At 33.4% G+C, this 25,745-nt stretch carries 23 protein-coding genes; 13 read left to right on the forward strand and 10 right to left on the reverse strand.

Annotated features, from left to right (window positions below):
• The 3 genes from QVB70_RS17850 to QVB70_RS17860 form a co-directional block, all read left to right on the forward strand.
• The coding region (locus QVB70_RS17850) for a hypothetical protein (RefSeq protein ID WP_287589144.1) at positions 1-189 on the forward strand (189 nt) is incomplete at its 5' end.
• 120 nt (positions 190-309) lie between these two features.
• On the forward strand, positions 310-807 hold the full coding sequence (locus tag QVB70_RS17855) for a hypothetical protein (RefSeq protein WP_287589146.1): 498 nt from the start codon (positions 310-312) through the stop codon (positions 805-807).
• Between the two features lie 37 nt (positions 808-844).
• On the forward strand, positions 845-1,762 hold the full coding sequence (locus tag QVB70_RS17860; protein ID WP_287589147.1) for an NAD-dependent epimerase/dehydratase family protein: 918 nt from the start codon (positions 845-847) through the stop codon (positions 1,760-1,762).
• 37 nt (positions 1,763-1,799) lie between these two features.
• On the opposite strand, the gene QVB70_RS17865 is transcribed toward QVB70_RS17860, so the two are convergent.
• Positions 1,800-3,584 (reverse strand): hypothetical protein, encoded by a 1,785-nt coding sequence (locus QVB70_RS17865; protein WP_287589150.1) that lies wholly within the window; start codon positions 3,582-3,584, stop codon positions 1,800-1,802.
• A gap of 293 nt (positions 3,585-3,877) precedes the next feature.
• Between QVB70_RS17865 and QVB70_RS17870 the strand changes: the two genes are divergently transcribed.
• The 3 genes from QVB70_RS17870 to QVB70_RS17880 all read left to right on the forward strand — a co-directional run bounded on the left by QVB70_RS17870 (position 3,878) and on the right by QVB70_RS17880 (position 7,459).
• A complete protein-coding gene (locus tag QVB70_RS17870) occupies positions 3,878-5,047 on the forward strand; it encodes a glycosyltransferase family 4 protein (protein ID WP_287589152.1) in 1,170 nt (389 codons plus the stop codon).
• A gap of 52 nt (positions 5,048-5,099) precedes the next feature.
• Entirely contained in the window at positions 5,100-6,197 is a 1,098-nt protein-coding gene (locus tag QVB70_RS17875) for a glycosyltransferase family 4 protein (RefSeq protein ID WP_287589154.1), read from the forward strand.
• Between the two features lie 68 nt (positions 6,198-6,265).
• Positions 6,266-7,459 carry a glycosyltransferase family 4 protein gene (locus QVB70_RS17880; RefSeq protein WP_287589156.1) on the forward strand — a complete coding sequence of 398 codons (1,194 nt, stop codon included), beginning with the start codon at positions 6,266-6,268 and terminating at the stop codon, positions 7,457-7,459.
• Between the two features lie 13 nt (positions 7,460-7,472).
• Here QVB70_RS17880 and QVB70_RS17885 read toward each other — a convergent pair whose 3' ends face one another.
• Complete coding sequence (locus QVB70_RS17885) at positions 7,473-8,165, reverse strand: glycosyltransferase family 2 protein (protein WP_287589157.1); 693 nt, start codon at positions 8,163-8,165, stop codon at positions 7,473-7,475.
• An 89-nt stretch (positions 8,166-8,254) separates the two neighbouring features.
• Between QVB70_RS17885 and QVB70_RS17890 the strand changes: the two genes are divergently transcribed.
• A complete protein-coding gene (locus QVB70_RS17890) occupies positions 8,255-8,668 on the forward strand; it encodes a DUF2304 domain-containing protein (RefSeq protein ID WP_287589159.1) in 414 nt (137 codons plus the stop codon).
• Between the two features lie 140 nt (positions 8,669-8,808).
• Here QVB70_RS17890 and QVB70_RS17895 read toward each other — a convergent pair whose 3' ends face one another.
• Positions 8,809-9,579 (reverse strand): class I SAM-dependent methyltransferase, encoded by a 771-nt coding sequence (locus QVB70_RS17895; protein WP_287589161.1) that lies wholly within the window; start codon positions 9,577-9,579, stop codon positions 8,809-8,811.
• A 292-nt stretch (positions 9,580-9,871) separates the two neighbouring features.
• Between QVB70_RS17895 and QVB70_RS17900 the strand changes: the two genes are divergently transcribed.
• From QVB70_RS17900 to QVB70_RS17915, 4 genes are all read left to right on the forward strand, one after another.
• Positions 9,872-10,900 carry a glycosyltransferase family 4 protein gene (locus tag QVB70_RS17900; protein ID WP_287589163.1) on the forward strand — a complete coding sequence of 343 codons (1,029 nt, stop codon included), beginning with the start codon at positions 9,872-9,874 and terminating at the stop codon, positions 10,898-10,900.
• Positions 10,901-10,966: 66 nt separating this feature from the next.
• The gene (locus QVB70_RS17905; RefSeq protein WP_287589167.1) at positions 10,967-11,758 is read left to right on the forward strand and encodes a class I SAM-dependent methyltransferase; all 792 of its coding nucleotides are present in this window, start codon (positions 10,967-10,969) and stop codon (positions 11,756-11,758) included.
• A gap of 48 nt (positions 11,759-11,806) precedes the next feature.
• A complete protein-coding gene (locus tag QVB70_RS17910) occupies positions 11,807-12,997 on the forward strand; it encodes a glycosyltransferase family 39 protein (RefSeq protein WP_287589169.1) in 1,191 nt (396 codons plus the stop codon).
• A gap of 107 nt (positions 12,998-13,104) precedes the next feature.
• Positions 13,105-14,037 (forward strand): polysaccharide deacetylase family protein, encoded by a 933-nt coding sequence (locus QVB70_RS17915; protein WP_287589171.1) that lies wholly within the window; start codon positions 13,105-13,107, stop codon positions 14,035-14,037.
• Positions 14,038-14,074: 37 nt separating this feature from the next.
• Here QVB70_RS17915 and QVB70_RS17920 read toward each other — a convergent pair whose 3' ends face one another.
• From QVB70_RS17920 to QVB70_RS17930, 3 genes are all read right to left on the reverse strand, one after another.
• A complete protein-coding gene (locus QVB70_RS17920) occupies positions 14,075-15,757 on the reverse strand; it encodes a glycosyltransferase family 39 protein (protein WP_287589173.1) in 1,683 nt (560 codons plus the stop codon).
• Between the two features lie 161 nt (positions 15,758-15,918).
• Positions 15,919-17,001, reverse strand: a complete 1,083-nt coding sequence (locus tag QVB70_RS17925) for a hypothetical protein (protein WP_287589174.1) — start codon at positions 16,999-17,001, stop codon at positions 15,919-15,921.
• A gap of 107 nt (positions 17,002-17,108) precedes the next feature.
• Complete coding sequence (locus tag QVB70_RS17930) at positions 17,109-19,001, reverse strand: glycosyltransferase family 39 protein (RefSeq protein ID WP_287589175.1); 1,893 nt, start codon at positions 18,999-19,001, stop codon at positions 17,109-17,111.
• A gap of 529 nt (positions 19,002-19,530) precedes the next feature.
• Between QVB70_RS17930 and QVB70_RS17935 the strand changes: the two genes are divergently transcribed.
• Positions 19,531-20,829, forward strand: a complete 1,299-nt coding sequence (locus QVB70_RS17935) for a hypothetical protein (protein ID WP_287589177.1) — start codon at positions 19,531-19,533, stop codon at positions 20,827-20,829.
• A 108-nt stretch (positions 20,830-20,937) separates the two neighbouring features.
• Here QVB70_RS17935 and QVB70_RS17940 read toward each other — a convergent pair whose 3' ends face one another.
• From QVB70_RS17940 to QVB70_RS17955, 4 genes are read right to left on the reverse strand one after another with little or no spacing between them, the layout of a single operon-like run.
• Positions 20,938-21,648 (reverse strand): glycosyltransferase family 2 protein, encoded by a 711-nt coding sequence (locus tag QVB70_RS17940; RefSeq protein ID WP_287589179.1) that lies wholly within the window; start codon positions 21,646-21,648, stop codon positions 20,938-20,940.
• 27 nt (positions 21,649-21,675) lie between these two features.
• Positions 21,676-22,761, reverse strand: a complete 1,086-nt coding sequence (locus tag QVB70_RS17945) for a DegT/DnrJ/EryC1/StrS family aminotransferase (RefSeq protein ID WP_287589180.1) — start codon at positions 22,759-22,761, stop codon at positions 21,676-21,678.
• Positions 22,761-23,390, reverse strand: a complete 630-nt coding sequence (locus tag QVB70_RS17950) for an acyltransferase (RefSeq protein WP_287589182.1) — start codon at positions 23,388-23,390, stop codon at positions 22,761-22,763. Before QVB70_RS17950 ends, QVB70_RS17945 begins: the two co-directional genes overlap by 1 nt.
• A gap of 1 nt (position 23,391) precedes the next feature.
• Positions 23,392-24,387, reverse strand: a complete 996-nt coding sequence (locus QVB70_RS17955; RefSeq protein ID WP_287589184.1) for a Gfo/Idh/MocA family oxidoreductase — start codon at positions 24,385-24,387, stop codon at positions 23,392-23,394.
• A 696-nt stretch (positions 24,388-25,083) separates the two neighbouring features.
• Between QVB70_RS17955 and QVB70_RS17960 the strand changes: the two genes are divergently transcribed.
• Positions 25,084-25,743 carry a nucleotide exchange factor GrpE gene (locus QVB70_RS17960; protein WP_287589186.1) on the forward strand — a complete coding sequence of 220 codons (660 nt, stop codon included), beginning with the start codon at positions 25,084-25,086 and terminating at the stop codon, positions 25,741-25,743.
• The last annotated feature ends 2 nt before the right edge of the window (positions 25,744-25,745 follow it).

A 25,745-nucleotide genomic window follows, 5' to 3' on the forward strand; every position in this document is an offset into this window, starting at 1 on the left:
AAAAAGGAAGAAATAGAAACTGTTTTACAAAGGTTAAATCTTAAATATTCCATAAAAACTAAACATTGGATCCCAGATTGGTGGACTGGAATAAAACGTAAATTGGCTAGACCTATTGAAATTATTCTCGAAAAAATACCCTTTGTTAAGGAATTCGGTGGAGGTCTATTAATTTATTTCAATAAATAATAACCTGATATGAGTATAAGATTAGTTCAGATGCGAAAAAAAATCCCTGATGAAATACATTAATATCAGAGCCTTGAAAGTAAATCGAGATGATTTGATTTGAATATAAGAATTCATATTATGAATAAAGTAGAAAACGTAATCACTAAGTTTAAGAAGGAGCTAAATGCGCGTTCAGCGCTTCCATCCCTTTTTATGGGAGTTTTTATATATCTGCTTGTAAATTATCTCTTTGCAGGAACAGAGTTTTACCGGATAAGTCACTGGACTTTAGGACGAGGTGTAGCTCTTAACGCCATATTTACATTTAAAGTTCAGTTGATATTGAGTACTTTTTCTTCAGAGATATTTAACTCATGGTTTAAACAAATTGTTTACCAGGGAATTTCGGGGGGTATTACTGGATCTTTTGTTAAGGAGGAAGTTAAGAGTAGCATAGCCATTTGTAGCTCTACTCTACCTTTTTATGCAATTTTGGTACTATTATCAAATCTCTCACACATTGGTATGATAGCTATCTTTTTTGTTTCAGGATTTCTAATAGGCGTAGCCGGAGGGATCATTGGAGTTCTTTTTTACAAAGAAATATCGGAAGGACATGCAATGACTGAAGAATAACTCTTAGGAACAAAATGATGAAATAAAGGAGGAAAAAATGCTGATTTTAATAACTGGCGGTGCTGGATTCATTGGAAGCCACCTGGCCTCAGAATTACTAAAAAAGGGATACTCAGTCCGTATCATAGATAATCTATATACCGGAAAAAGAGAAAACGTTCCTAAAAACGCAGAATTCATCTTCGGAGATATAAGAAAAATAAACGATCTAAAAGATCTGCTAAAAGATGTAGAATGCATTTTTCATCATGCGGCACATGTAAGTGTTCCCGAATCAGTAAGAAACCCAATTCTAGATTTTGATATAAATGTCAATGGGACTTTTTTTCTGTTAGAGGATGCTAGAAAACATGAAGTCGAAAAGTTCATTTTTGCTTCTAGTGCAGCAATTTATGGGACAACGGGAGAGAAGATACCTGAAACGTTTGAAAAAAACCCTAAAAATCCTTACGGACTCAATAAATTGATAGCGGAAAAATATTGTCAGCATTATTACAGATTATATGGATTAAAGACAAATATTCTCCGATATTTTAATGTTTATGGACCAAAAAAAAGAGGAAATGCTGTGGATGTTTTTATACGCAACGCGTTGGCACAAAGCCCCTTAAAAATTAATGGTGACGGTACACAATTTCGAGATTTTGTGCATGTGAGTGACGTAGTTGGAGCTACTATTTCATGTTTTTTGAGTGATATACACGGAGAGATTTACAATGTTGGAACCGGGATCGCAACAAAAGTTATTGATCTAGCTGAAAAAATTATTAAAGCAACAGGGACTAGTTCAAAGATTTTGTTCGAATCTCCACGACCAGGAGATATTAAAGGTATTACTTCTGATATTAAGAAGATACAAAGGGAATTATCATTTGTTCCACAGTACTCGATCGAAAAAGGTTTGTTGGAAACATTGCGCTTTTACAATGAAGAGAGTGCCCCTACGCTTTTGTAAAACCGCAAGTTCCTCGTCCGTCTTTAGGACGGATATTTCACAATCGAGCGTATATCGTTACTTGTTCATCATAATAAATCCTATTCAGCCCGATTATATTATTTAAATCGGAATTGCTAACCTTGGGACTTAAAGAACTTATGAAAACATAATATGTCTCCAGAATAGAATCATAATACTCAAATTTGCGGTATGGTCTCATCTGATAGACTGTTCTTGAACCCAATAAATAATATGAAAGCCAAAAGAAATTTGCTCCCATCTCTTGATTTGCGAGTACGGCTACTTGAGGTTCAGCATTACCTTCCAACCAATATGCTGCCTTAAACTCACGTGCTGTTATTAAAGGGGGATAAAAATAGTCAAAGTAGACGACTGAAACGATATCATAACCACTCATTGATAAGCACATACTTAATACAATGAGACTGGATTTCCAATGTTTTCTAAATTTCTTAGTAAATAAGATATGTGTTAGAGCTAATCCTCCTAAAAATGATGCAGGAATAAAGGCAAATAAATAAAATCTTTCAGGAATACGGACAAGAAAATACCAGAAGCCAAAAACTGGTCCTGACAGCAACCAAATTGCATAGATAGATATCAAAAAGGATGTGCCAAAAACATATTGTAAATCTCTTTTCTTTATAGAAAAATAGACGCCAATGAGAGCTAAGGCATCTGTAGTTACTGAAAAAAACCAGTTGTTTCCCAGTCGCGCTAGTGATATAACTGCAGGTATTGGTTCAATAGGCTTAGTTATAGAAATTAAGAATCCAGGAAAATAAAATGAATAAATGATGGCCGCTACAAAAAATGGAATCATAGATGCTAGCCATTGGAATCCAATACTCTTTTTATGTTGCACAAAAAGGGCAGCGAGAGAATATGTTATCATTACAATAAAATACACTAAAAGGCATATTTCATGTGTTAAGGATGTTAATGCAAGGTAAAAAAATGCAAGAAATCCGAATAGGTATTTTCTGTGGGAATTGATGCATTTAATTGTAAAAAAAAGACTCCAAATTAAGAAATATATGCCAAAAACATTTCGATATAGATCGCCAATAAGTCTAATTGATTCTGCACACATAGCAAAAAGAAAGGAACTTAAAATGCCTGTTTTTTCATTATTAGTTATCTCAGTTGTCAAGAGGTAGAAAGGAATGATCGAAAGTGAATAAATTAATGGGATCACTAAACGAGGCATTATTATTAAATCCAGCCCATTTGACACAAGGAAAATGTAAAGAATGTAGAAGGGATTTCTAGGTAAGTTTTGTTCCCAGGCACTCGAAGAGAGTATCATTCTTCTGAAATATCGCGGAGTATCCCAACTTCCCGTTCGTGGATAATATCGAATGTATGTAAAATAAAATCTAATCAGGAAACTCAATAAGATTATCCACAATAGCATGAGAAATAGTCGTTTTTTCTCTATTCGTCTATGAAACAGAGCAGTTGTTTGAGTATCTTTTTCAATTAATTTTGACATACCTTTAATTCCAAAGACAGTGATAAAGGGCACGCCAAGAGAAAGTACAACCATCGATAAAAACGGAGAAGACTGGAAAGTTCTCATAAGAATATAAATTATTGATATGGGAACAATCAAACTTATAGTAACTACGATAAGTTTTCTTTTGTTCTCTACTTTTGATAAAGAAATAGGTTTCGAAAAACCAGAAAACGACCCAGATTTAAGAGCAAATATGAATAATAGAACACCAAGTGCGAATAGTTCGATAAATCGATATCTGTAAATGATATGAGCACTTATGACAGTTGTAAGAAAATCTTGAAGGTTTTCTATGACCATAAGAATCATCGAATCATTACATGGGACAATTTTTATTTGGAGATCAAAATTACTTAAAATATACCGCGATCTTGTAAAGAACTTATGTTAGATCCGATATTTATGAAATATATAAAAAGATTTTGATAATTCTTATAGTTTAGTGGCTGAAATTATGAAATCTCAAACTATATTATTTCTGAGATAATAGAATCAAATATTCTAAACGTTGAGGCAGTTAGTAACAAAGTGATGAGATAATTATTCAATTTATGAAACGCAGGTTTAACATTCTATTGAGGGAAAAAAGTATAATGAATATTCTTATGGTTACCCATCACTTCTATGAACCTCCAGGCGGTAATTATTTCGGTATGAGGCTATCTCTCGAACTTGCCAAACGCGGTCACAATGTGTATGTCATCTGTTCTAAAGTGAGGAATACAAAGGCCTATGAAGAATTTGATAGTGTAAAGGTTTTTAGAAAAAAACCCTTAATTTACATGCCCAATCTACCCTATGCTGCAACATTTATGGTATCTGAAATCTCTAGATACATTAAACACTTTAATATTGATATACTTCATGTTCATACAATTCATTATTTAAGCAGTCTCTCGGCTGCCATTGTTTCAAAGATAAAGGAGTTTCCATACCTCCTTTCAGTATTAGGCATGACACAGACATTTGATCGAAAGCTTGTGGACATTGTTTTTAAGATGTATGAGTCTACAATTAGTAGGTTCGTCGTTAAGCAAGCATCATTAATAGTACCACTTGCAAAAAGATTAGTGACGCGTGCTTTATGGCTTGGTGCATCACCATCTAAAATCAGAGTTATTCCAAATAGTATTGACCCGGTCATATATGCTCCAAATAAAGAAGGATCTAAGATTAGAACAAGATTTGGAATCAATGAAGAAGATGAGGTAATTGGATTTGTAGGAAGACTTGTCCCCCTTAAAGGTGTAAAATACTTACTTGAGGCTTTGAGATTAATAAATAAAAAAATGGATCATGTTAAGATATTAATTGTAGGGGATGGACCCCAAAGGAAAGAATTGGAACTTCTAGCAAGAAAAGACAAAAACTTTAACACTATATTTACAGGATTTATTCCAAAAGAAGAACTGCCTAACGTTTACTCTGCTTTAGATATTTTTGTCCTCCCCACCCTTACAGAAGGATTGTCTAATACTATTTTAGAGGCAATGGCTTGTGGGAAACCTGTTATTACAACACCTGTTGGCGGAAATACTGAGTTAGTCGAGGACGGAAAAAATGGATATTTAGTTGCACCCAGATCGTCGAAAGAACTTGCAGAAAGAATCTTAGACTTGATACATTCGCCTAAGAGAAGAGTTCAGATGGGACAAAATGGAAGAGAAAAAATCAAGAAACACTATACATGGGATAAAACTGTCCCAAGATATGAGGAGGCCTATGAACATCTTCTAAGTCAATTATCCCACCCTAAAGGGTAGGGGCTTCCAGAGGCGGGAGATGTGAACCTATCAAAAAGTTGTGAGGAAAATCATGAACTTATTATTTTTCTCGGACAGATTAAAAAGAGGCGAATTCGCAAGTTTAAGAGCAAGAGAAGAGTTTAAATCGTCTTTAAAGAAGAAAGGAATAATCTGTAAGATAGTGGATCTAAAATCTTTTTTGTCACCTAAGAAATACAAATTTGTGGAAATGTATCAGCATGTTCGCAGAGATTCACCTGATTTAATAATGATTGATACAATCCCATTAATCGGATCATTCTCTCTAATAATGAAACTATTTAAAGCATATCCACTTTTTGTACGGCTTAGAGGAGATTTTTGGAAAGAATTGCAACAACAACGTATCTATCATAAGAATTCCGTTTCTTTGGTAAAAAACATGGCAAGAAATGTTCTGGGAAATCTTTGTTTAAAATACGCAAACGCAGTGTTTCCAGTCTGCAATTATCTTAAAGATATTGGTATTAAACATCATTTACAACCCGAAAAACTTTTCACCATTTATAATGGTGTAGATCTGGATAGATTTCATTTAAAAGAGAATGGAGAGGTTTATAGAAGGAAATATGGGATTACAGATGAAAAACTCCTCGTTTGTGTTTCAAACTTCAATTTTCCTGAAAAGGTTGAGGGACTAATATTTTTCTTACCGGCGATTAAGAGAATTTTGAATGAAAATCCAGATGTTAGATTTCTGATCGTTGGCGATGGACTTTTCCTTAATTGGGTAAAAGGTCAAATTGCGAAGCATAAAATTAGTTCACAGACTATTATTACTGGCTTTGTAAGAGATATTGAGCGAATTTATGCTGCAGCAGATATAGTGTTATATCTTTCTTTTCAAGATGCTTTGCCAACCGTTCTATTGGAAGCATCTGCGAGTGGTAAACCTATAGTAGCAAATAAAATAGGAGGCGTGCATGAAATAATCATAAATCAGAAGACAGGGATTCTTATTGATAAATATGACAGAGAGGCACTGTATACTTATGTAACGCAATTCCTAGATAACGATCCGCTAAGAATTAAATTTGGTGAAATGGCTCAAAAATCGATAAATACACGATTCAATTGGAATGTAATTGGACGTCAATTTGCAGATATTTTTCTTAAACTAATGAAATAGATCATATATTAAAAACAAGATTTGTAAGGTAATCCACACAAGACAACCAGAATGAGCTTTGGGTCAAAATGGTAAGAGTTCTCTTTGTTACTGAACGATGGTTTCCTCAGGGAGGCGGTGGAGAGATTGATCATCATGATATCGCATCCTTTCTGGCTAAAGCGGGCCTCGAAGTATTTGTGTTGACTGGTGAGTCACCCTCTCTGCGAAAAGAAATTCCTCACCCGTTCAAATTTTTACTTAGGTTACCTACGAATTATATTCCTGATGAGAAATTTCATTTTGCCAATCTATTAAAACGAATTTTTTTCATTTTTAAATTATTAAAGAAAACAATTTTCATTGTTCGCAAATATAACATTGATTTGATTCATACTTCTACGCCCTTGCTTAGTATGCTTCTTTTTTTAATACGGAATTGTTTAAAAAGGCCGTTAATCGCCTCAAATTTTTCATACTTCCTAAATAGATGGCAAAAAATATTAAACAGCTATTTTAAAGCAAAGCTATTTGAAACCATTGAATTAATTTCATATAAACTTCCCTATTCTTGTCTTGTTTCAGTAAGCCCTAAATTTATTGAACTTGTACGCAGATATGGCATCACAACACCTATAGTTCATATACCAAATGCTGTAGATTTTGAAATCTTTAATCCCTATATTGATTCAAAAAATACTAGAGAACAATACTTGCCTTCAGATGGGAAGTATTTAATATCCTTTATCGGGCGATTAGTCCCTCAAAAAGGAATTGATGTACTTGTAAAGGCAATTCCACATGTAAACTCCTTTGTGAAGAACTGTATGTATCTTATCGTTGGAGAAGGAACTTATAGAGAAAAGTTAGAAAACATTGCGAAAAAGTTAAGCATCAAAAATATTGCTTTCACAGGGATGATCCAGTATTCCAAGATCCCTGAGTTAATATCTGCTTCAGACATTATAATTTTACCCTCTCTTGGTGCAGAAGGTAGCCCAAGAGTTCTTTTAGAAACTATGGCCTGTGGAAAACCTGTAATCGCAACTAAGATTAGAGGTATTAAAGAACAGGTTATCGATGGGAAAACAGGGGTTCTCGTTGAGGAAGGTAATGTGCATCAACTCACAGAAGCCGTAATTTCATTACTAAGAAATAAACAAAATCGAGAAGAGATTGGTAAAAACGCTTATGAATTTGTAAAAGACAAATTTGCGTGGACACATGTAGGAAATGAAACCCTAAAAATCTACCGTCAAGTGATCTCCTCCTATAGGAGATAACTCATTTTTGGCTTTATTTTTCAGATATCGAGGAAAAAATCGATTTTAACAATCCGTACCAATATGTGGACATTTTTTTCTTTGGTTTGCCAAAAGCTCTTGATGTTATATTTACAGGAACTTCAATAATTTTAAAACCTGCCAACGCTCCTTTTATTAGTAGTTCTGGAGCTGAATATTGATCTTGTTCTAGCTTGAGGTTTTCCAAGACCTCTCTTCGCAATGCGCGAAATCCACAAGTAAGATCACTAATTTTTAAACCAACCAAATTTCGGACAATCCATGTAAAAAATTGAATTCCCAAATATCTTACAAGGGTGGAGTTATGTTCGCCTTGAAACCTTGATCCTACTACGATATCAGCTTTTCCATTTTCTATGAACTTTATTAAATTTGGAATCTCCTTAGGATCATGTTGTCCATCAGCATCTAAAGTAATGATGATATCTGCTTTTTCCCTTTTTGCAATAATAAAACCTGTTCTCAGAGCCATTCCTTGACCAAGATTTAAAGGTAGTGGAACAACATACGCTCCTGCTTTTTTGGCCTCGATTTTTGTACCATCGCGACTACCATCATCTATTAGAAGCGCCTTATCAACGTAGGGAAGAACTTCTGATACAACTCTACCCACCGAATTAGCTTCTTCATATGCAGGAATTATTGCAAAAACCTTTTGTTTTGTTTTGCCACACATTTTTTTCATACTCTGTATGCTCTAGTACCTTAATTTATTTATGACCCTATTGAAAGATGTAGCAAAAAGCATTACAATTCAAAATGAGTGATGAATCTATGCAACTTAAAGGCATTCAAATACTTGGAATTGTTTTAGTAGCAATTGCCCTTGTCCAGACGTACATCTTTTATAAAAAAAAGCGCTATAATCTGTGGGATTTTCTTCTTTGGGTCGGCATCTGGATTAGCGCTGCAATTACGTTTATTTACCCCGGAATAGCTAATTTGGTATTACCTGCACTGACATTGCAGACTAGTATATTTGCAACATTGATATTAAGTACCATCGTGTCATATATGCTCCTATTCATCATTTATGGCTCTCTTAAGGATCTAAAAAGAAAAATAGGTGAAATAGCGCAATCACAAGCAATTTTAAGATATGATATCGAAAATATTCATCCAAAGCAGATAAATATAGAAAATAGCAAACCTATAGAAAATAGCAAACCAAAGGAAGAGAATCAATAAGACATCTAATTGCTTTTTTCTTGTTTCCCTTATTTTATCTTTTAATATGCAGTCTTCCGCTTGTATCAATAACAAAGATAGTATTTTATTGTCAAATATAGGAACTTAACCTACAAGCCTTTGATATTTTCTTGGTATCGTCATTTCCTCCCATAAAGTACTAAAGCATAGCTTAGATGACTGTCTAGAAATGTCCCTTTTTCTCTTTTCATGTGAGTGTTTAGATTATTAATTCCATACGCCTTTCGTATAAGTTTGAAGGGATTAATAAAATCAAATGAGGAAAATAAAGAATCTCCAAAAAACGAGCAGTCTATAATTCCAATTTGTTGACAAATATTTCTAAGTTCTCCTCTTGAAAAAGGATATTCTTCGCCGACCCGCCATCTGCCAGTATGTTCAGCAACAAACTTGAATATCCTATATGGCAGATTATATTTGTTAGGAACTGAAATAAAGGCTATTCCACCCTTTCTTAAAACATCAAAATGGCCTTTGATTATCTTGGTTCTTTTAACCCCCCAGAAATGTTCGACAAGACCAAAGGACATACAAATGTCAAATTTATTAGGCAAGTTTGTTGGTAGAGATAGTGCATCTTGTTTAATAAATTCAGCAGATAACCCATTTCTTTCAAACAATTCTCTTGCTCTTTCAAGAGCGCTTGCTGAGTAATCAAGCAGTGTAATTTTTGCTCCCTTTTTTGCCATTAAAGCAGCATTTGTTCCAGTACCAGCGCCAAGTTCTATGACTTTTAAATCCTTAAAATCTCCAAATTCCTGTAATACAATTTTTTCGATTCTTTGCCATCTAATACCACTTTCTTCTTTCATCAGAGTGAAAACATCTTCTTTTGTTGTAGGAGTGTCTGTCCAAAATTTATCCCACAGTTCAGATGTGCTTTTTTTCACAGTCTTCAAACATCCACTTTCATTGTAAAGTTATTTCGGAATGATACTCTGATAATCATTTCTTCTTCTATGATTCCTTTTATATATTCTACGCGCGGGCGTTTTCCAAAAGAATTAAAGGATTTTTTAATTTGACATTGTACTTAACATGAAAAAGTTTTAGTTTAGAAGATTAGTAAGTATTTTTATGTTAGGAACACAAAAAGCTGGCGATAAGCGCTTTAGGATTCAACTTCTATCTAATATGAAGTTTTAAAATTTAATTGCCTATCATTTCTTCAGGATGTAAACAATGAAAATTCTGTTAAGTAGCATCTTTCTACCACCATTTCCAGGTGGTGCTGAAAGAGTCGCTTGGGAAACTGCAATAAGACTCGCCATGCGCCACGAAGTACACGTTCTGGCAGCAGGAAAAAGGGGGATTGAAAAAAAGCACGGAGTTTTCATTCACAAAATACCTTTTCCACTATTTTATACTAGATTCGGCAAATTTGCAATGAGTAAGTCTTTAAGAGATATACGCTTTGATGTAATGCATTGCCACATGGTAGGGCTTTGGGGGAAGGTAATACCAAAGCTAATCAAACATGATAAACTAATAATAACTTGTCATGGAGATGGTATATATCCTAAGAAATTTAAGTCAAAATTAGTTGCAGAACCCGTTCTAAAATCAGCAGACGTGATTACTTGTGTTTCGAAATGGATGGTGGATTATGTCAAAGAGAAATACGGAATAAAAAGTCTTTACATACCAAACGGGATAGATAAACGATTCAAACCATTACACATAGAAAGAAAGAAGAATATGATTCTCTATGTAGGACAGTTTATAGAAAGAAAAGGAATATTAGAGTTGCTTGAAGCAGCAAAAACCTTGCCAGAATATAATTTTTATTTTGCAGGAAGAGGAAAATTATCAAATAGAATAAATCTTCCAAATACTAAATTTCTAGGATTTGTTCCAGATGAGGATGTGCCAAAATTATATAACGAAGCAACAATCTGCATATTTCCTTCTCGTTTTGAAGGTTTACCGTTGGTAGGCCTTGAAGCTATGTCATGTGGATGCCCTATTATTGCAACAAGAAGCCTAGGGTTTTCAGAACTATTACAAGATGGGACTACTGGAGTTTTGATAAAACCAAAGTCTATCAGCGCAATTGTAGACTCTATAAGATATCTTATGGAAAATGAAGAACTGCGAGAAAAAATCGGCATGAATGCGATTACAGAATCTAAGAAATACCAATGGGACACAATAACAGCAAATTATGAATTAGTTTATAAAACAGCTTGCGATAGACCTCTTCCCACCTAAAAATGGACCATTCTAACTCACTTCTATGTAATTTTCCTCTTAGATATTAAGATGAAGGCATGAATAATGGTCGACAAATTAAAAAACCAATATCAAAAGCCCTCTAAAAAACTTGAAACATATAGAAAAAACCCAATAAGGGAATATTTTTATCATAAAACTAAAGATATAACAATCAAACTTCTTGAACTTCAAAATTCTGAATCAGTTTTAGATGTTGGTTGTGGAAACGCCTTTTTAATTAATAAAATTAAACTGAATTATCCCAAAATAGAAATAGTTGGAATTGACATAATCAAAGATCAAATGTTAAGTACGGTGAAAAAGGGTAAGGATTTTTCTCTAGTTTTGGGAGATGCAATGAAACTTCCTTTTGCCGACAATAGTTTTGATAGAGTAACATGTACTGCTGTGCTTCAATATCTTCCAAATCCTTTGTCGGCTATTAAAGAAACTTACCGAATTACGAAAGAAGGTGGTATTGTCGTATTTGATGTCCCTGGGGGTTTCCATCTCCAAAACTATCTCGAACATTTCCTAACTGTAATTTTCAAAATAGTCCCATTTCAGAAAAATTATTTGACTAGTAAAATAAAACAGTGGATAACTAAATCTGGATTTAAAATAAGCCAAACTCATTCTACTAGGTTTTTAGGATCAATATTTTGCCCGTTTCTCCCAACACTCTACCTTCCAGGTCTTGGGAGTTTTTATTGGTGCAGTGAACAATTTACTAAACGACTAATAAAGATTGATTCGTTCATTGGACATGTATTTGGTCAAAATGACTTTACTAAGTTATTTGGAGGGTCCTTATTATTCCAATGCAAAAAACCCCAACACCAAAAAGTGAAATAATTAATTTATACCAAAAGAATTTAAGTTAATTGAAATTTGAGGGAGTTTATGTTTCAAACGCTAAAGAAGAAAATGTTAGATGCATATTCTTCCTTGACTCTCCATCTTCTTATAATGACCTGCATCTCAATCTTTTTGTCTCTATGGTTATTTAATCTTCAGGATCCGTTAACAGATCCATGGGATCTATGGTATATTTATGCAATTAATATTAGAAACAAAATATTAGATTGGAATTACGATATGGCCCCTTTCCTATATGAATTAAGTTGGCAGCCACATTTACCGTTTTTTGCATTCATCTCAGCCTTGCTTCTCTTTATCGTAGGTGATGCCAAACTTTCCTGCATCTTGGTATCAATCTTTTCAGTAATGCTTACTTTACTTTATTTAAGAGAGTTTGCAATTTACATTGGACTAAAAGATGAAGTAAATAAAATTCTCATCGTTTATATTTCGAGTTACACTGTAATTTCAAACATTGCACGTCCAATGAATGATTCATTAGCCGCTTTTTTCTCTGTAGTAAGCTTATTCTATATATATCGCTCTCTTAAAACAGATCTTCTTAAGGAATATGTTATTCTCTCAATTATACTCACATTGTCAGTACTCACTAAAGACTCTCTTTTTCCTTTGTTATTAGTTCCAATAAGTTTCTATTTGTTAACCCTTCTAAAAATGAAAGAAAATATGAATGCCGAAATATTAGGAAAACTTATTCTTTTTACTATTTTAATTCCATTCATTCTTTGGCTTTCTTTTGTTTTGAGTCTTGATCTTCTGCCAGTTATCCTTAACAGAAGAATAGGTGGTTTAGAAAGACTCTATAGTACTGCTCGTTCTCCTTTCATGTTTATTTTTTCAATTATTGTTTGTTTTCATTTCCTCCCAATTTTAGTATTCTCCAATTACAAGGTTTTTAGGAATCAAAAATATTGGATATTATTAATTTGGCTATTCCTCTTTATTATTGCTAGAATAATAGCTCCAGGACCTTTCTGGGATAGATTATGGCTACCTGGACTCTTCTCCGCCGTTATATTAGGCTGTGGAGAACTTAAGTCGAATAAGTTATATGAGATCTCTCCAAAACTTCCGAAAATCCTCTTTATTTTAATGATAGCTGTGAATTACTCTGTTGCTCTTTTGTTCATCATGTATTCTGCCGAAATTCCGGTCATATTTCAACTAATTTCGCCTATTTTCGAATTTTTAAAAAGGTACTATGTTCAATAGGTTACCTTGAGTTCGTTGAATGACTTCGGGATATTTTGATGAAGAAAAAAGTTTTAACGTAAGATGCAGTTTTAGACTTAAAATCTTAAAATCGGGTGTTCACTTAAATGGAAAATCTAAGAAGTTTATTATCTGATAGCAGATTTCCCATTTATTTACACTACAATTTATTGAAAAAGATTCTAACAAGTAGAAGAACTAAAAAACATAAAGTAAAAGAATTAGCAGTTTCATTAACTTTCGATATAGAAAAAGATCCAATAAACAACAAGATTAAACCAATCGGTAATTTTCTTCATAAGATGAACAAATTACTTAAATCAAAAAATATTGAGACGACCTTGTTTATTCAAGCAAATCTCATAAACGATTTTTCGACTCAATTTAAAAATCTTCAAAAAACACACGAATTAGGCTTGCATGGATATGCTCATGAACTTTGGGGCTATGAACAGTGGTGGGATAGCAAAAAATCTCTGGATTTAAAACAAAAGAGAAAATTAATTTCAATCTCTTTAGATATTTTTGAAGAAAATGATTTAGAGCGACCTACTTCGTTTAGGGCACCTAATTTGGTAATTAATAAGGAAACCTTGTCTTTAATAAAGAACTATGATTTTAAGATAGACTCTTCTCTTCCATCTTATTTAGGAGTTAAACCTCTACCTAAGTTTTATGATAGTTTATTAATGATTCCTCATACTGCTAATCCAATACCTAAATTCCAATTAAAGTATCATATAATTCCACTTGTCTATTATGATCGGTTTACTTTCCCAAGTGTTCTGTCAATGAGTAAAAACGAGTTTTTAGATTTCGTAGAAATCGTAGCATCTTATCAAATTTCATTTGGGTTTAAACCACATTTAGTGTTTTTTGCACATTCATGGGAATTTGTAGAGCATGATACTAAAAAGATTAAATGTTCTGAGGATAATTATAAGAGTCTCTTAAATATTTGTAGCTTGCTAGAAAATAACTATGAAGTTGAATATGTATCTCTGAATAATTTAGCCAAGAAACTAGAGTTGTTCGATTGAAGTTGTGCAATCGAGATAGCTGTTAGATCAAATTTGGTTATAGCACATTATAAACGTAAATACTGTATTCTCCTTGAAAGATTCTAACCAGGCTAAATTCTTTAGGATTTTCTAAAATATAATTGACATATTTGTCTAAGTTTTCATACATTGGCATATTTCCTGGATCTGAAATAAGTAAATGTGAAATGTTAAGTTGTGTAATTAAATCTCTAAATTCATCAACAGTCAGTTCTCCTCTTGTTGTCCATAATACGTCAAAATATCTCGTTTCATGTTCTCGATCATGTTTAAGTATATAGAAAGTCATCGCCGATGGTGATATAGTTGGATTTAATGTCAATTGCATAGTTTTTGCTTTGTTTTCTACTAAAAATATGGCAGCGTCTTCCATTACAGTCTCGGATGTAGGCATCTGAGGATTATAAAAATAGGGATAAGGATGCTGCAGTGTATTTACCAATCCAACAAGGAATATTATTGCGATTACAACGATTGTTCCTACATTAACAGTACTAGGACGATATTTTTTTACACGATCATGTATCTTAATCAGAGCACGCGCAGATAGTAGAAAAATGACAGGAAATGCTAGTAGAAAGTATCTTGCTTCTCTATCTTGAATAAATGAGAAGATTATGTATATGACAAAATACCATGAAAGTAATAACTTATCCTTCTTTGTCCTTCTGTAAATTGCATAACACAAGCCAATGAGTACTCCTCCCAATTCTGGAATTGTAAGTCCAATTCTTATAATATAGAAAAGCCATCCTTGAACTGTTACTAGGAAGGTGTGGGGCTCATTTGTTCCATAAGCTAACCAAATCTTAATCGAACCCGAAAATATAATGATGCCTGCTTGGAAGCTAATTAAGAGAAGAGCGGGGATTATGCCATAGAAAATCCATAAATTACTTTTCAGGGTCTTAATCAGTTTTTGGCAACATTCTAAAAGTCCTCGATCCTTTATTATATGCGCATAGTTTAGTATAAATGCTAAACTTATTACAAGAAGAAGAAGGATACTTGTAGGCTTCGTCATAAAGGCTAGGCCTACAAGTAAACCAGTAAGAAATGATTGCTTTTTTGGATCTTGTTTTTTCTTTAACTTTTTCTTGGTGAGAATTAGTGAATAAATTGAAAGAGTGAATATCGTCGTTGCAGGAATGTCCAGGAGTGCTGTTTTTGAAAATGCGAAAAACACCGATGAAAATGCTAGAAAAAGCGCTGCAAGCAAACCAATACGTCTATCGAATAACTCTGCCCCTAAGAAGAAAGTTGTTAAGATACAGATATTTCCCATGATAATAATAACAAGATATGCAGAAGAATAGGAAATTCCTAAAATGAAATAAGAAAGCATGAAGAGGAATGGCACAAAAAGCCCGTAGTGAGCAATCGATCCACCAAGCGAGGCATACCATTCTAAATTAAATTTAAGAATATAATCATACAAAGCAAAAGGAGAAAAATTATGATCCCTTATGATGACATCTCGAATCATATCATGCAGGATAATTCCATTGCTAGCATGAGCTGCGCCATCCCAACTCATTTCTAGAATCTTAAGATTATAAAGAAGAATATTATAAAGACAAACTACTAATATGAGAGAAATTGTGTAATAATTAAGATGTTTTTTGAGTGTTTCTTGAGTGAAACGCCCTAATCGAATTAGAAATTTCGTAAATGCTGAATTATTATCTTTACTGAGCACTTTTTTACCTCATATGCGCTGGATGCAGATATAAGTTTTGCATTATTAACTAGAGGTCGTAGGAGATACAGAAAGATTGGTGATTTTCCCTGTAAATTAAATTATGCATTTTTTGAATAAACAATCCTTAAAACTATAATAAGGTTTCTTAGATGCTACAATCAATTCTTAACACCATAAATCGTATAAAAGGGAGACAATCTAATGCCCTGCTTCTTTAATTTGGTAATAGAGAGATTCAAAAGACTGTAAATTATTCTTCTTATGATGTCTTTAGATTCGGTATAATACCCATTTAGGACCTCTACCTTAATGCCTTCTTCTGCTAAAATTTCTTTTAATTTAAACGGATCCATTAAATGTTCTGCCCAATTTCCGGTGTACGGGTCGCATGTATTTGTAGGATGGATTGGTTCTTTAGGTAGTCGACTTGTTTTAAGATATACAGATATGGTTTTTTCGATATCCTCTTTTATCATACCCCTAGTTGCTTTAGTCAGCCTTGCAATTTCCTCGTTGGTTAAACCTTCGAAATTAGAAATAATTTCTCTTCTAACTTTTGAATAAGCCTTTAGGCAATCCCTTTTCTTATGCCCTTTTATTTTAACTCTATCTGTATATTCTATTTCCCTTTGTTGTTTCATTATTGATCTATTGATTATGGGATTTAACATATTTGCGCCTGAACTCATTACCACTGTTATTGATTTTCCAGGTAAAAACTTCATTTTTTGGAAAAATTTGGTTATATCGTATATGTGTTCTATAACATCAGATGATGCTATAGCATTACAAGACATTGATTTTTTCCTTAGAAATTTGATTAAATCGTCAATTTCACCTTGAATATAATAATCAATTTCATTTCCAATAATTTGGGCGATTGTTTTCGCATCTTTGCATGAAACATCATAAATATCGTTATAGATCACTGTACCAATATCACATTCTTTAGCCAATAAACTTAATATTCCTGTTCCACCGCCATAGTCTATGAAGGTAAGTTTATTAAGAGACAAATTAGAAGTGCTTAAAGATAATGCTAAGATATAAGAATATTTTTGCAATGTGCCATATAGGTCCTCTAAATAACTTTTTAGATATGTTCTATTATAATCCGAGATATCTAGTTCTTCAACTCTAAGATTTTTAAGCCGTTTAAATAATCGCTCAGCAGCTGAATTTATAATTGACAAAGATTTGTGATCTTTTGGCAACTTCGCACAATTATACAAAAATTCCATAAACATAACACCGGGTCTAGAAATGCAGATATCAGGGAACATTTTTCGAAAATATAAGATTTTTGAAGCACTAAAAATTTGTGTAAATACTTATTGAACATTAAACCTTAAAGAACATACAGAAAGATTCCTTGTTCTTCAGCATAAATTAAATTTGCTTCGTAGGGCACTTGAGACGTGTTTGAGAGTATCAATACGTCATATCCTCTCAATTTTAATTCGTTGATTCTCTCTAATGAAGGATATCCAGGTAATGCAGTTCTGTCTGAATAAAACATTATTTTATAACTATCTATTTCATCTAATCCGTAAATTACAGTCTTTGGATCTGTGTTTTCTCTTATAAAATACCCCACTTCACGATATTGAAAGCGTTGATTAAACAAACATGCCCAACCTTGAGTAGTCCATCCAAGTAATGTAATGAGTGTGCCACTGATAAATAATAGTGAAATAAATAGTACAATAGATATTTTAACTCGCGGAAAAAATATGCGAGATTTTTTCATCTGCTTATTATAGAAAATATAGAGAAATGGAATTAGAACGGCTATTGAAATAAAGAAACTGCTCCCAAAGAATGAAAAATCCTGATTGAATTCAATGAGCCGACTTACTATTAAAAAATACTGTTTTCCTAAGACATTTTTACTAAAAATCCAAAATGGTCCGAATAAACATGCGCCGATTAAATAAACAAAAAACAGTATAAGTTTGATCACAAAAGTCTTTTCCTGTTTTATCCTAATAATATAAGGATATTTTGTGGAATCAATTAGTAGAAATGAAAACAGAAGAACTGAAAAAGGAATCATTATGTATTCGAAAATCAAAAAGCGCTCTTGAATCTCATTAATCACCCAAATAAAGGTAAATGCTACTAAAAAGAGATGGAACAATGAAAAACCCTTTTGCCTTATAAGATCAGTTTGATCGCTTAAAAAGTTAGAGATTATTATGTAGAAATATGGATAGATCGGAAAAAGAAAATGGGGAAATTTTGATTTAGCGAGAGAAAAAATAATAATGCTTGGGAGAATTAAAGACAACAAATATAGATCTGACATTGAAAATGAGTGTTTAATTCGTTTAAAATGAGTAATGAATCCTAAGATAAACAAGATGAATAAAGGCCCTAACAAATTTTCGTTTAATATCTCCAAATGATAATACCAAGGTCCTGATGGCGCTAAACTTACAGTTAAGTGCGTGAACAACTCTGTTGGGTACACCCGCCCATATTGAAGAAATGAATTTATCTCCCACGGAATTATTATCAGAGAAGAGACTATTATGACATACAGTAAAAGTGTATATGATTCTCTTCCCACCTTATTTTTTAACTTTTTGTAGAATAAACTTATGACTAACGCGAGGATGGGTATAAAACCAACAAATGACAACGATAAATAACTAATTCCGCTAAAAAGTCCCGCAAATATATAGAAAATATTCTTTCTCTCTTGATAACTAATAATAATACATAATACAGTAAGTTCAAGCCAAAAACTAAAGATAGCAAAAATTCCACCTGGTATCCAGGTACCGCGATCAAATAATACGGTTATGGGACAAATTGCTTGAATAAATGCAGCCAAATATCCTGTTCTTTCCCCGAATAATCTTCTAGAAATCAAGAAGGTGATAAAAAGGGAACAAGTACCTAATAGAACAGCTGTAATTCTGTATCCAAACTCATTTGGACCAAAAATAAACATGAATAGTGCTATCAACCAAAAACTAAATGGCGGCTTATTGAGCCAAACATGAGCTTTAGGCCAATCTCTCCAACCACCGTTTTTAACTGGTGCTAAATAGGGGTCATCGAACAAAGTCAATCTACTAAAATGTTTCATAGCATTATTAGCAACTATAGCATGCTCTACCTCATCACCTACTTTCATTAATGGATACCCTACATTATAAACCCGTAAGAGAAACCCTAATGCTACTATCAGTATGAGCAATATGAAGGATGTATATTTATTGTATTTTTGCATCTAACATCGCCATATATTCTTAGAATGAGTGCCCGAGATTCTTAATTTTTAATAATAGACTCGTAAATCTTCGAAGGTAGCAAATACAACATCAATATTTTAATTTGTTGGTAATAAATTCGTTAAATTTCATTGAAGATCTCTTAGGTGTCGAAGAATTTAATTGCTTTTTGTCTGGACGAAAATATAAAATTTCATTAGTTTATGAAATTGAGGATACGTCAAGTAAATGAGATGGCTATTGAAAGCGTGTTTAGAATCTCCATATAGACTAGTAACGAATTGATTTTAATCTACTTTACTCGTAAAAACCATTGACGCCCTCATCAAAAGAATTCTGTTTTATTTTTTGTTAATAACTACAACAATCTTTATGATCTCTGTTTCTCCTAAGAAGCATTAATATAGATCAATTGATTAACCTTGAGAATAAATTCCCTTATAAGTTAAATACAGTCTTCAAACAATGCTAAAAAGCGTGAACATGATATTTTAAGAGAATTTAGAGCCCTTATGAAAGGCGGGGTTTATGAGAAAAAATGAACTCTATATGATATTCTTCATAATTTTCGTGAATTTCGTGTATTTTGTTATTGTGTTTTCAACGTTTTCAATAGCGGAAAGCAAATGGTACATGTTTACATGGCTTGCTGAATGGCTTGATTATAAGATAATTTTAATGAGATCATCTAAAATAGAACGGTTCCAATATCTGTTTGAATTTCCTGTTTTAGGAGTAGCATATCTAATTGGGGTAGGACAAGCGGCAGTTACCACTAGATCTCTAATGGCGTCACGTATACCTTTTTTACTTCCATTTCATTATCATGTGATATATATGGGACTGCTTAACGTGTTATTTGAAATTATTACTGTTATTTTGACAATGCGACTGGTTTCACGTTATTTTGAAAGGATCTATGCTTCAAATATAATGTTTATTTTCATTCTATTACCTGTAGTTTGGTGGATAACTATAAGTCGATGGGAATTGCTTCCTATGGCCTTTATTGTTTCCACTTTATATTTCGCCGTTGAAAATAGGCCTTGGTATGCTTGGATATCGATCACCATAGCCATTTTGACGAAATTCTATCCAATATTATTCACAATTCCGTTGATATGGTATTATTTCGAACGCGATGGTTTCAAAAAAACGGTAATATATGTGGGGAGCATACTTGCCTTAACAGTGTTAATTCACATTCCATTTTATTTAATCTTTGGGACGAAAATTCTTTCCGGGATTTTCTTTCAAGCAACTAGAATATCTGTACCATACTCGATTTGGTATTGGATCTTCTTGATATCTAGAGGAAATGAGTTAGTATCTGTCATTTCAGTTTGGATTCAGGTAGGGAGTATATTCATCTATGTTCTAGCAGATTATTTTTACGAAATAAAAAAAGAGAACCCGCTCAGTACGGATAGGGCTTTAATAAAAAGATTTTCAATTGTTAGTTTAATTTTTTTGTTGACTTTCAAGATGGCGGGATATCAATACGTCGTATATGCATTCCCATTTGTATTAATTTTCATGAATTGTTTTAAAAAATTCACCTATTTTGCTTTCTGGATTATTGCATATCATATAACCACTTATCTAACGATCATTATCTACGGGTTGGCTTTCTTATCAAAAAGGTTAGAAGTGACAGCTACTATATTTTTTTCCATGTCAATAACCTATGTTGTTCTTTATATGGTCGCGATTGCCTTAATCCATTTCAACAAAAATCTATACGAAAATAGGATTTCAATTTTGAACGATAAGGAATTCATATTACAGCTGTATCATTTTGTGAAGAAAGAGAAATCCCATAAATGAGAAAAAGAAGGAATCAAGAAATTTTATTTTATGACTATGTTTGATATCTGATAGGATCTGTAAAAATGACCAAAGTCCACTTGCGACAGATGTGCTTTATAGAAAAATCTAGATAGAAATTCTATGAAAAATTTCCTTAATGAGCGGCCTTAAAATATGCCACCAACTTAAGATAGGTTTCATTTTGGAGTAGCCTAATTCCTTAAAATACATCTTGGTAACTGGGACTTCTGTGATTTTATAGCCCTTTTTGATTGTCTGTAGAAGTAAATAAGGTTCTAGTTCATATCTATCCAACCAGTGCTGATGAAGATTAATTTTTTGATCTTTTACTATTTTAGTACGGAATGCTCTGTATCCATTAGAGGCATCCGTTATTTTAACTCCTGCAACTATCTTAAAAAAAAGACTGAATAGATATGTAGTAATCTTCCGGAAAATGGGAAAATTTACTACTGCCCCATAAAACCTAGATCCTTGTACAAAATCATATGTATCATTTAGTATAGGCGAAATCACACGATTTATTTCATGTGGGTCGTCTTGTGCATCTCCACCCATTACAACACAAATGTCGAAGTTATTTTGTACCGCATAGTCGATACCTGTCCTGATAGCAGCGCCTACTCCCTTATTTTTAGGATGAGATATGACTGTTGCACCACTTTTTTCAGCTACAATCGCTGTCTTGTCGCTACTACCATCATCTATTACTATTACTTCGTCTACAAGTCCTTCTGCGTATTTTAGAATGCCACTAACTACTATACCTATTTTTTTTTCTTCATCCATAGCAGGAATAATTACAATTGTACTCATTGGTATCAGTCATGTTAGTGGTGGATATTAGCGGTAAAATTCTCTGATTTTCTCTGCAACAAACTGTACATCTTCTTGTGTAAGTGCAGGATGAACTGGGAGCGATATTATCTTATTAGCAATTTTTTCGCTTATAGGATACATTCCTGAAGTAAAATGCAATCGATCAATATATGATGGCTGGAGATGAATCGGGATAGGATAATGTATGCCCACACCAATTTCATTCTTGGTCAAGAATTTTACTAATTCATCTCGTTTTTCGCATTGAATTACATATAAATGGTAAACGTGATATGCCCATTCCTTTTCGATCGGTTTAATAACACTTTCTTCTAAGAGCTCATTGTATAAGGCTGCATTTGCCCTTCTTTTCTTATTCCAGTTATCTAACTCTTTGAGTTGTTCTCTTCCAATTGCTGCTGAGATTTCACTAAGACGGGCAGTAAATCCAATGAGATCATGTCTATTTTTCACCCTCTGACCGTGACTTCGTAACATCTGGATTTTCTCAGTAAATTCCTCGTTGTCTGTCACGACCATTCCACCATCTCCACAAACCGTCATATTTTTAGAAGGATAAAAACTAAAGCATGCAAGATCACCAAGCGAGCCTGTAGGTTTTCCTTTGTATTTTCCACCGTGAGCCTGACAGGCATCTTCAATTACGGGAATATCATACTGTGTGGCTAACTCAACGATCGGATCCATATCCGCTGGGTGTCCATAGAGATGTACGGGAATTATAGCGCGTGTTTTATTCGAGATTTTTTCTTCTAATTTATCTACATCCATAGTATATGTAATAGGATCGATATCCACAAATACAGGGGTAGCATTAGTATGTATAATTGAGTTTGATGTCGCTATAAAGGTATTTGGTACGGTTATAACTTCATCACCCGCAGTGATTCCTGCAGTTAATAGAGCTAAGTATAAAGCTTCAGTACCTGAACTTACACCAATCCCATACTTTGCTCCACAATAAGCTGCGAATTCCTCTTCGAATTTGTGAACATTCTCGCCTAAGATAAATGAGGTGGTCGATAATACGTTTAATACAGCCTCTTTTTGCTTTTCAGTCACGATAGGCTTTCCGAAAGGTATCATCATTACATCTCCTGATAGGGTTTCTCAATAATACCGGATTTGCATTCAATTTCAGTAATCTTTTTTATGAACTTTGCTGGATGTCCCATAACAACTGAATTTGGAGGAACATCTTTTGTGACCAATGATCCTGCGCCGACCAATGAATTTTCTCCAATGGTCAATTTTGGCAGTATTGTAGAATGTGCACCAATCCTGGCATATCTCTTGATGATTGGACCCTTCATACATTTTGCACAGGGCGGATGGGGGTCATTAGTTAACACTACATTCGGTCCAATCCAAGCGTTATTTTCTATTACGGTATACTGTGGGATGAAGACATTAGAGTGAATTCTCACATTATTTCCAATATTATTATCGTTCTCAAGGACACTATTCGTTCCAATAGAGCAATCATTACCTATTATATTCCCTTCTCTTATCATTATTCCGTGTCCTGTTTCTAGCCCACTGCCAATTTCTGTGCCGGCATAAATAATTGAATGTGAACGTATATGTGAATGATCTCCAATCGTAGTTGCTAATTCACCTGGTTTTTTCCCACGTGGCGGTGCGCCAATTATGACGAAATCTTCAATCACTACATCTGTTCCGAGTTGAACATTTGGATAAATCTTAAGAAACTCCACTTTATTCCCTCAAATCAACTGTTTTTTTCTCCTTTATGGATTTATATGTCGCCTCGATGATCTTAATTACTTGTAAACCAACTTTTCCATCCGTTAGAGGCTGTTTCCTGTTTTCGACGCATTCTAGAAAATGAGCAAGTTCCAGTTTGAGTGGTTCTAAGTTCTGTATATATGGTTTGTATGTATCGCCCTCTCGAGTAATAAGTTTAAATCCACCAAAGGAATCATATTCTGGGACAACACCAATATCATAAATTTCAATATCTTGCGACATGTAGTCCAAGCTCGCACTTTTTTCTTGCCCGACTACCCACAAATCTCTTATTTTCTTTGGAGTAAGCCAACTGACCTGAATATGAGCAAGGATTTTGTTTGGAAAGCGAAGTGTAACCATTCCCACATCTTCATATGGCTCTCGTAAGTATGGCGTTCCTATTGCTGTAACTTCAATGGGCAAATCGTTTAATAAAAAACAAAACACATCAAAATCATGGAGTGCAAAGTCGAAGATAACGCCACAATCATCTCTTGGCGTTCTTAATCCCATTCTTGAGCCGTACAAAAAGAATATTCTACCAAAGTTATCTTTACTGATTTCATCTTTCAATTTTCTTACGGCAGGATTAAAACGAAAGATGTGTCCTACCATTAAGGTTTTCTTCTGTTTTTCAGAAATATCAATCAGTTTTTGAGCGCTTAATGAGTCCAAACACATGGGTTTTTCCACAAGAACATGTTTTCCTGCCTCTAAACACTCTCTTACAATTTCAAAATGAGTTGAGCTAGGTGTACATACACTCACGGCCTCTATCTCTGGATTATTTAAGATATCACGATAATCATTTGTCACAGCTACTTTGTATGTTTTATTGAGTTTTTTCAGCCTCATACCGCTTAAATCTGCTACCATGACTAAATTTGAATTTTCCAACTCTCTATATACCCGTGCATGGTTTTTTCCCCATTCACCAACACCAAGCACTCCAATTTCAACCATAAAATCGCCTCATTGTATATTTATAATGTAATCGTACACATCCTATTGATCCTGTCGTGAAATACATCTACGTCCGCTTATGTTGTGTAAAATGGTAAAACAAAAGGTATGTCAAGTATTTTGTGGCGTATCTGTTTTATTTCGTGACCAACTCTCAGTAGTTTGATTTATAAGTATTTTTTTGCGAATTACTAAAAATAGCAATCTTTCATCTAGTTGAAAAAAGATCTAAAATGAGTCTCTGTGAGCTCTTTTTTCATAATAATTGCTCTTATCTTGTTAATGTTTTATTGTATATCAATCTTATAAACTTTGGTGAATACTCTGCTCTTATATCGGTACTTACTCATTCGAATATTGATATGCTAATGACCTTAACCACTAACTTTAAATATGGCAGTAAATGAACTTATTATGTCACCAAAAGTGACTTAGTTAATCTGCTATAAAATGAACACATTTTGTATAAAAATCAATAAGAAGTAATAAAGCAACAGATTAAATATTTTTCTAAATTAAAAGATGATATTTAATCGTGAAAATATGTATAAAACACCCAAGTAAAAAGAAAATCAAATATTAATGTTTAACTTAAATGAAAAGTAAAATTTATCTATATGCGTCTATTAAATAGACGCTTCTGTATTAAAAAAGCATAGTATAGTTTGTTACTCTTGATTGAGTGGAGGCTCACAAATGACGAATGAGACTAAAGATGACGCAACAAAAATAAATGAAAATAACAACGCGGCAAGTAGTGCAGAAAAAGAAAAGCATGAGGTAGAGATACAAATTGAAATGACCGAAGCGGAAAAGATAGAGCAGTTAAAAGAAGATTTAGAGACTGAAAAAGCACGAGCCGAAGATTACTTAAAAAGGTTAAAATACTTGAAGGCAGACCTTGAAAACTTTCAAAAAAGAGCTAAAAAAGAAATGGAACGAATACAGAAAGTTGGAATTATAAGTTTATTGGGCAAACTATTGACTATTGTAGATGATCTTGAACGAGCCGTTTCAACTGCCCAAACCAGTAACAAAGAACTAACTAACTCTACATTTTTTGATGGAGTAATGATGATTTCAGATCAGTTTAATAAGGTCTTAAAAGAAGAAGGGGTAAAAAAGATAGACGCCTTAGGAAAACGGATGAATCCTCGTTATCATGAGGTAGTCAGTCGGATTGAATCTTCAGATCACCCCAATAACACAATAATTGAAGAATATAGAAAAGGATACTTGTTAGATAATGAAGTAATTCGACCTGCTACGGTTGCAGTATCGAAAATTCCTAAAAAAGAAGAATCTATCAAAGAAGATTCTGCAAAAGATGATGATAATAAAGAAATGGAGGTATAATT

The sequence above is a fragment of the Candidatus Borrarchaeum sp. genome (assembly GCF_019058535.1).
Lineage (GTDB): Archaea > Asgardarchaeota > Sifarchaeia > Borrarchaeales > Borrarchaeaceae > Borrarchaeum > Borrarchaeum weybense.

Excerpts from the sequence above, each read along its gene's own strand:
- QVB70_RS17885 (WP_287589157.1), bottom strand. The coding sequence starts at position 8,165 with ATGAAAAAAATGTGTGGCAAAACAAAACAAAAGGTTTTTGCAATAATT.
- QVB70_RS17935 (WP_287589177.1), top strand. The coding sequence starts at position 19,531 with ATGAGAAAAAATGAACTCTATATGATATTCTTCATAATTTTCGTGAAT.
- QVB70_RS17890 (WP_287589159.1), top strand. The coding sequence starts at position 8,255 with ATGCAACTTAAAGGCATTCAAATACTTGGAATTGTTTTAGTAGCAATT.
- QVB70_RS17910 (WP_287589169.1), top strand. The coding sequence starts at position 11,807 with ATGTTTCAAACGCTAAAGAAGAAAATGTTAGATGCATATTCTTCCTTG.
- QVB70_RS17945 (WP_287589180.1), bottom strand. The coding sequence starts at position 22,761 with ATGATGATACCTTTCGGAAAGCCTATCGTGACTGAAAAGCAAAAAGAG.
- QVB70_RS17900 (WP_287589163.1), top strand. The coding sequence starts at position 9,872 with ATGAAAATTCTGTTAAGTAGCATCTTTCTACCACCATTTCCAGGTGGT.
- QVB70_RS17960 (WP_287589186.1), top strand. The coding sequence starts at position 25,084 with ATGACGAATGAGACTAAAGATGACGCAACAAAAATAAATGAAAATAAC.
- QVB70_RS17875 (WP_287589154.1), top strand. The coding sequence starts at position 5,100 with ATGAACTTATTATTTTTCTCGGACAGATTAAAAAGAGGCGAATTCGCA.
- QVB70_RS17865 (WP_287589150.1), bottom strand. The coding sequence starts at position 3,584 with ATGGTCATAGAAAACCTTCAAGATTTTCTTACAACTGTCATAAGTGCT.
- QVB70_RS17925 (WP_287589174.1), bottom strand. The coding sequence starts at position 17,001 with ATGGAATTTTTGTATAATTGTGCGAAGTTGCCAAAAGATCACAAATCT.
- QVB70_RS17870 (WP_287589152.1), top strand. The coding sequence starts at position 3,878 with ATGAATATTCTTATGGTTACCCATCACTTCTATGAACCTCCAGGCGGT.
- QVB70_RS17955 (WP_287589184.1), bottom strand. The coding sequence starts at position 24,387 with ATGGTTGAAATTGGAGTGCTTGGTGTTGGTGAATGGGGAAAAAACCAT.
- QVB70_RS17860 (WP_287589147.1), top strand. The coding sequence starts at position 845 with ATGCTGATTTTAATAACTGGCGGTGCTGGATTCATTGGAAGCCACCTG.
- QVB70_RS17940 (WP_287589179.1), bottom strand. The coding sequence starts at position 21,648 with ATGAGTACAATTGTAATTATTCCTGCTATGGATGAAGAAAAAAAAATA.
- QVB70_RS17930 (WP_287589175.1), bottom strand. The coding sequence starts at position 19,001 with ATGCAAAAATACAATAAATATACATCCTTCATATTGCTCATACTGATA.
- QVB70_RS17880 (WP_287589156.1), top strand. The coding sequence starts at position 6,266 with ATGGTAAGAGTTCTCTTTGTTACTGAACGATGGTTTCCTCAGGGAGGC.
- QVB70_RS17915 (WP_287589171.1), top strand. The coding sequence starts at position 13,105 with ATGGAAAATCTAAGAAGTTTATTATCTGATAGCAGATTTCCCATTTAT.
- QVB70_RS17905 (WP_287589167.1), top strand. The coding sequence starts at position 10,967 with ATGGTCGACAAATTAAAAAACCAATATCAAAAGCCCTCTAAAAAACTT.
- QVB70_RS17855 (WP_287589146.1), top strand. The coding sequence starts at position 310 with ATGAATAAAGTAGAAAACGTAATCACTAAGTTTAAGAAGGAGCTAAAT.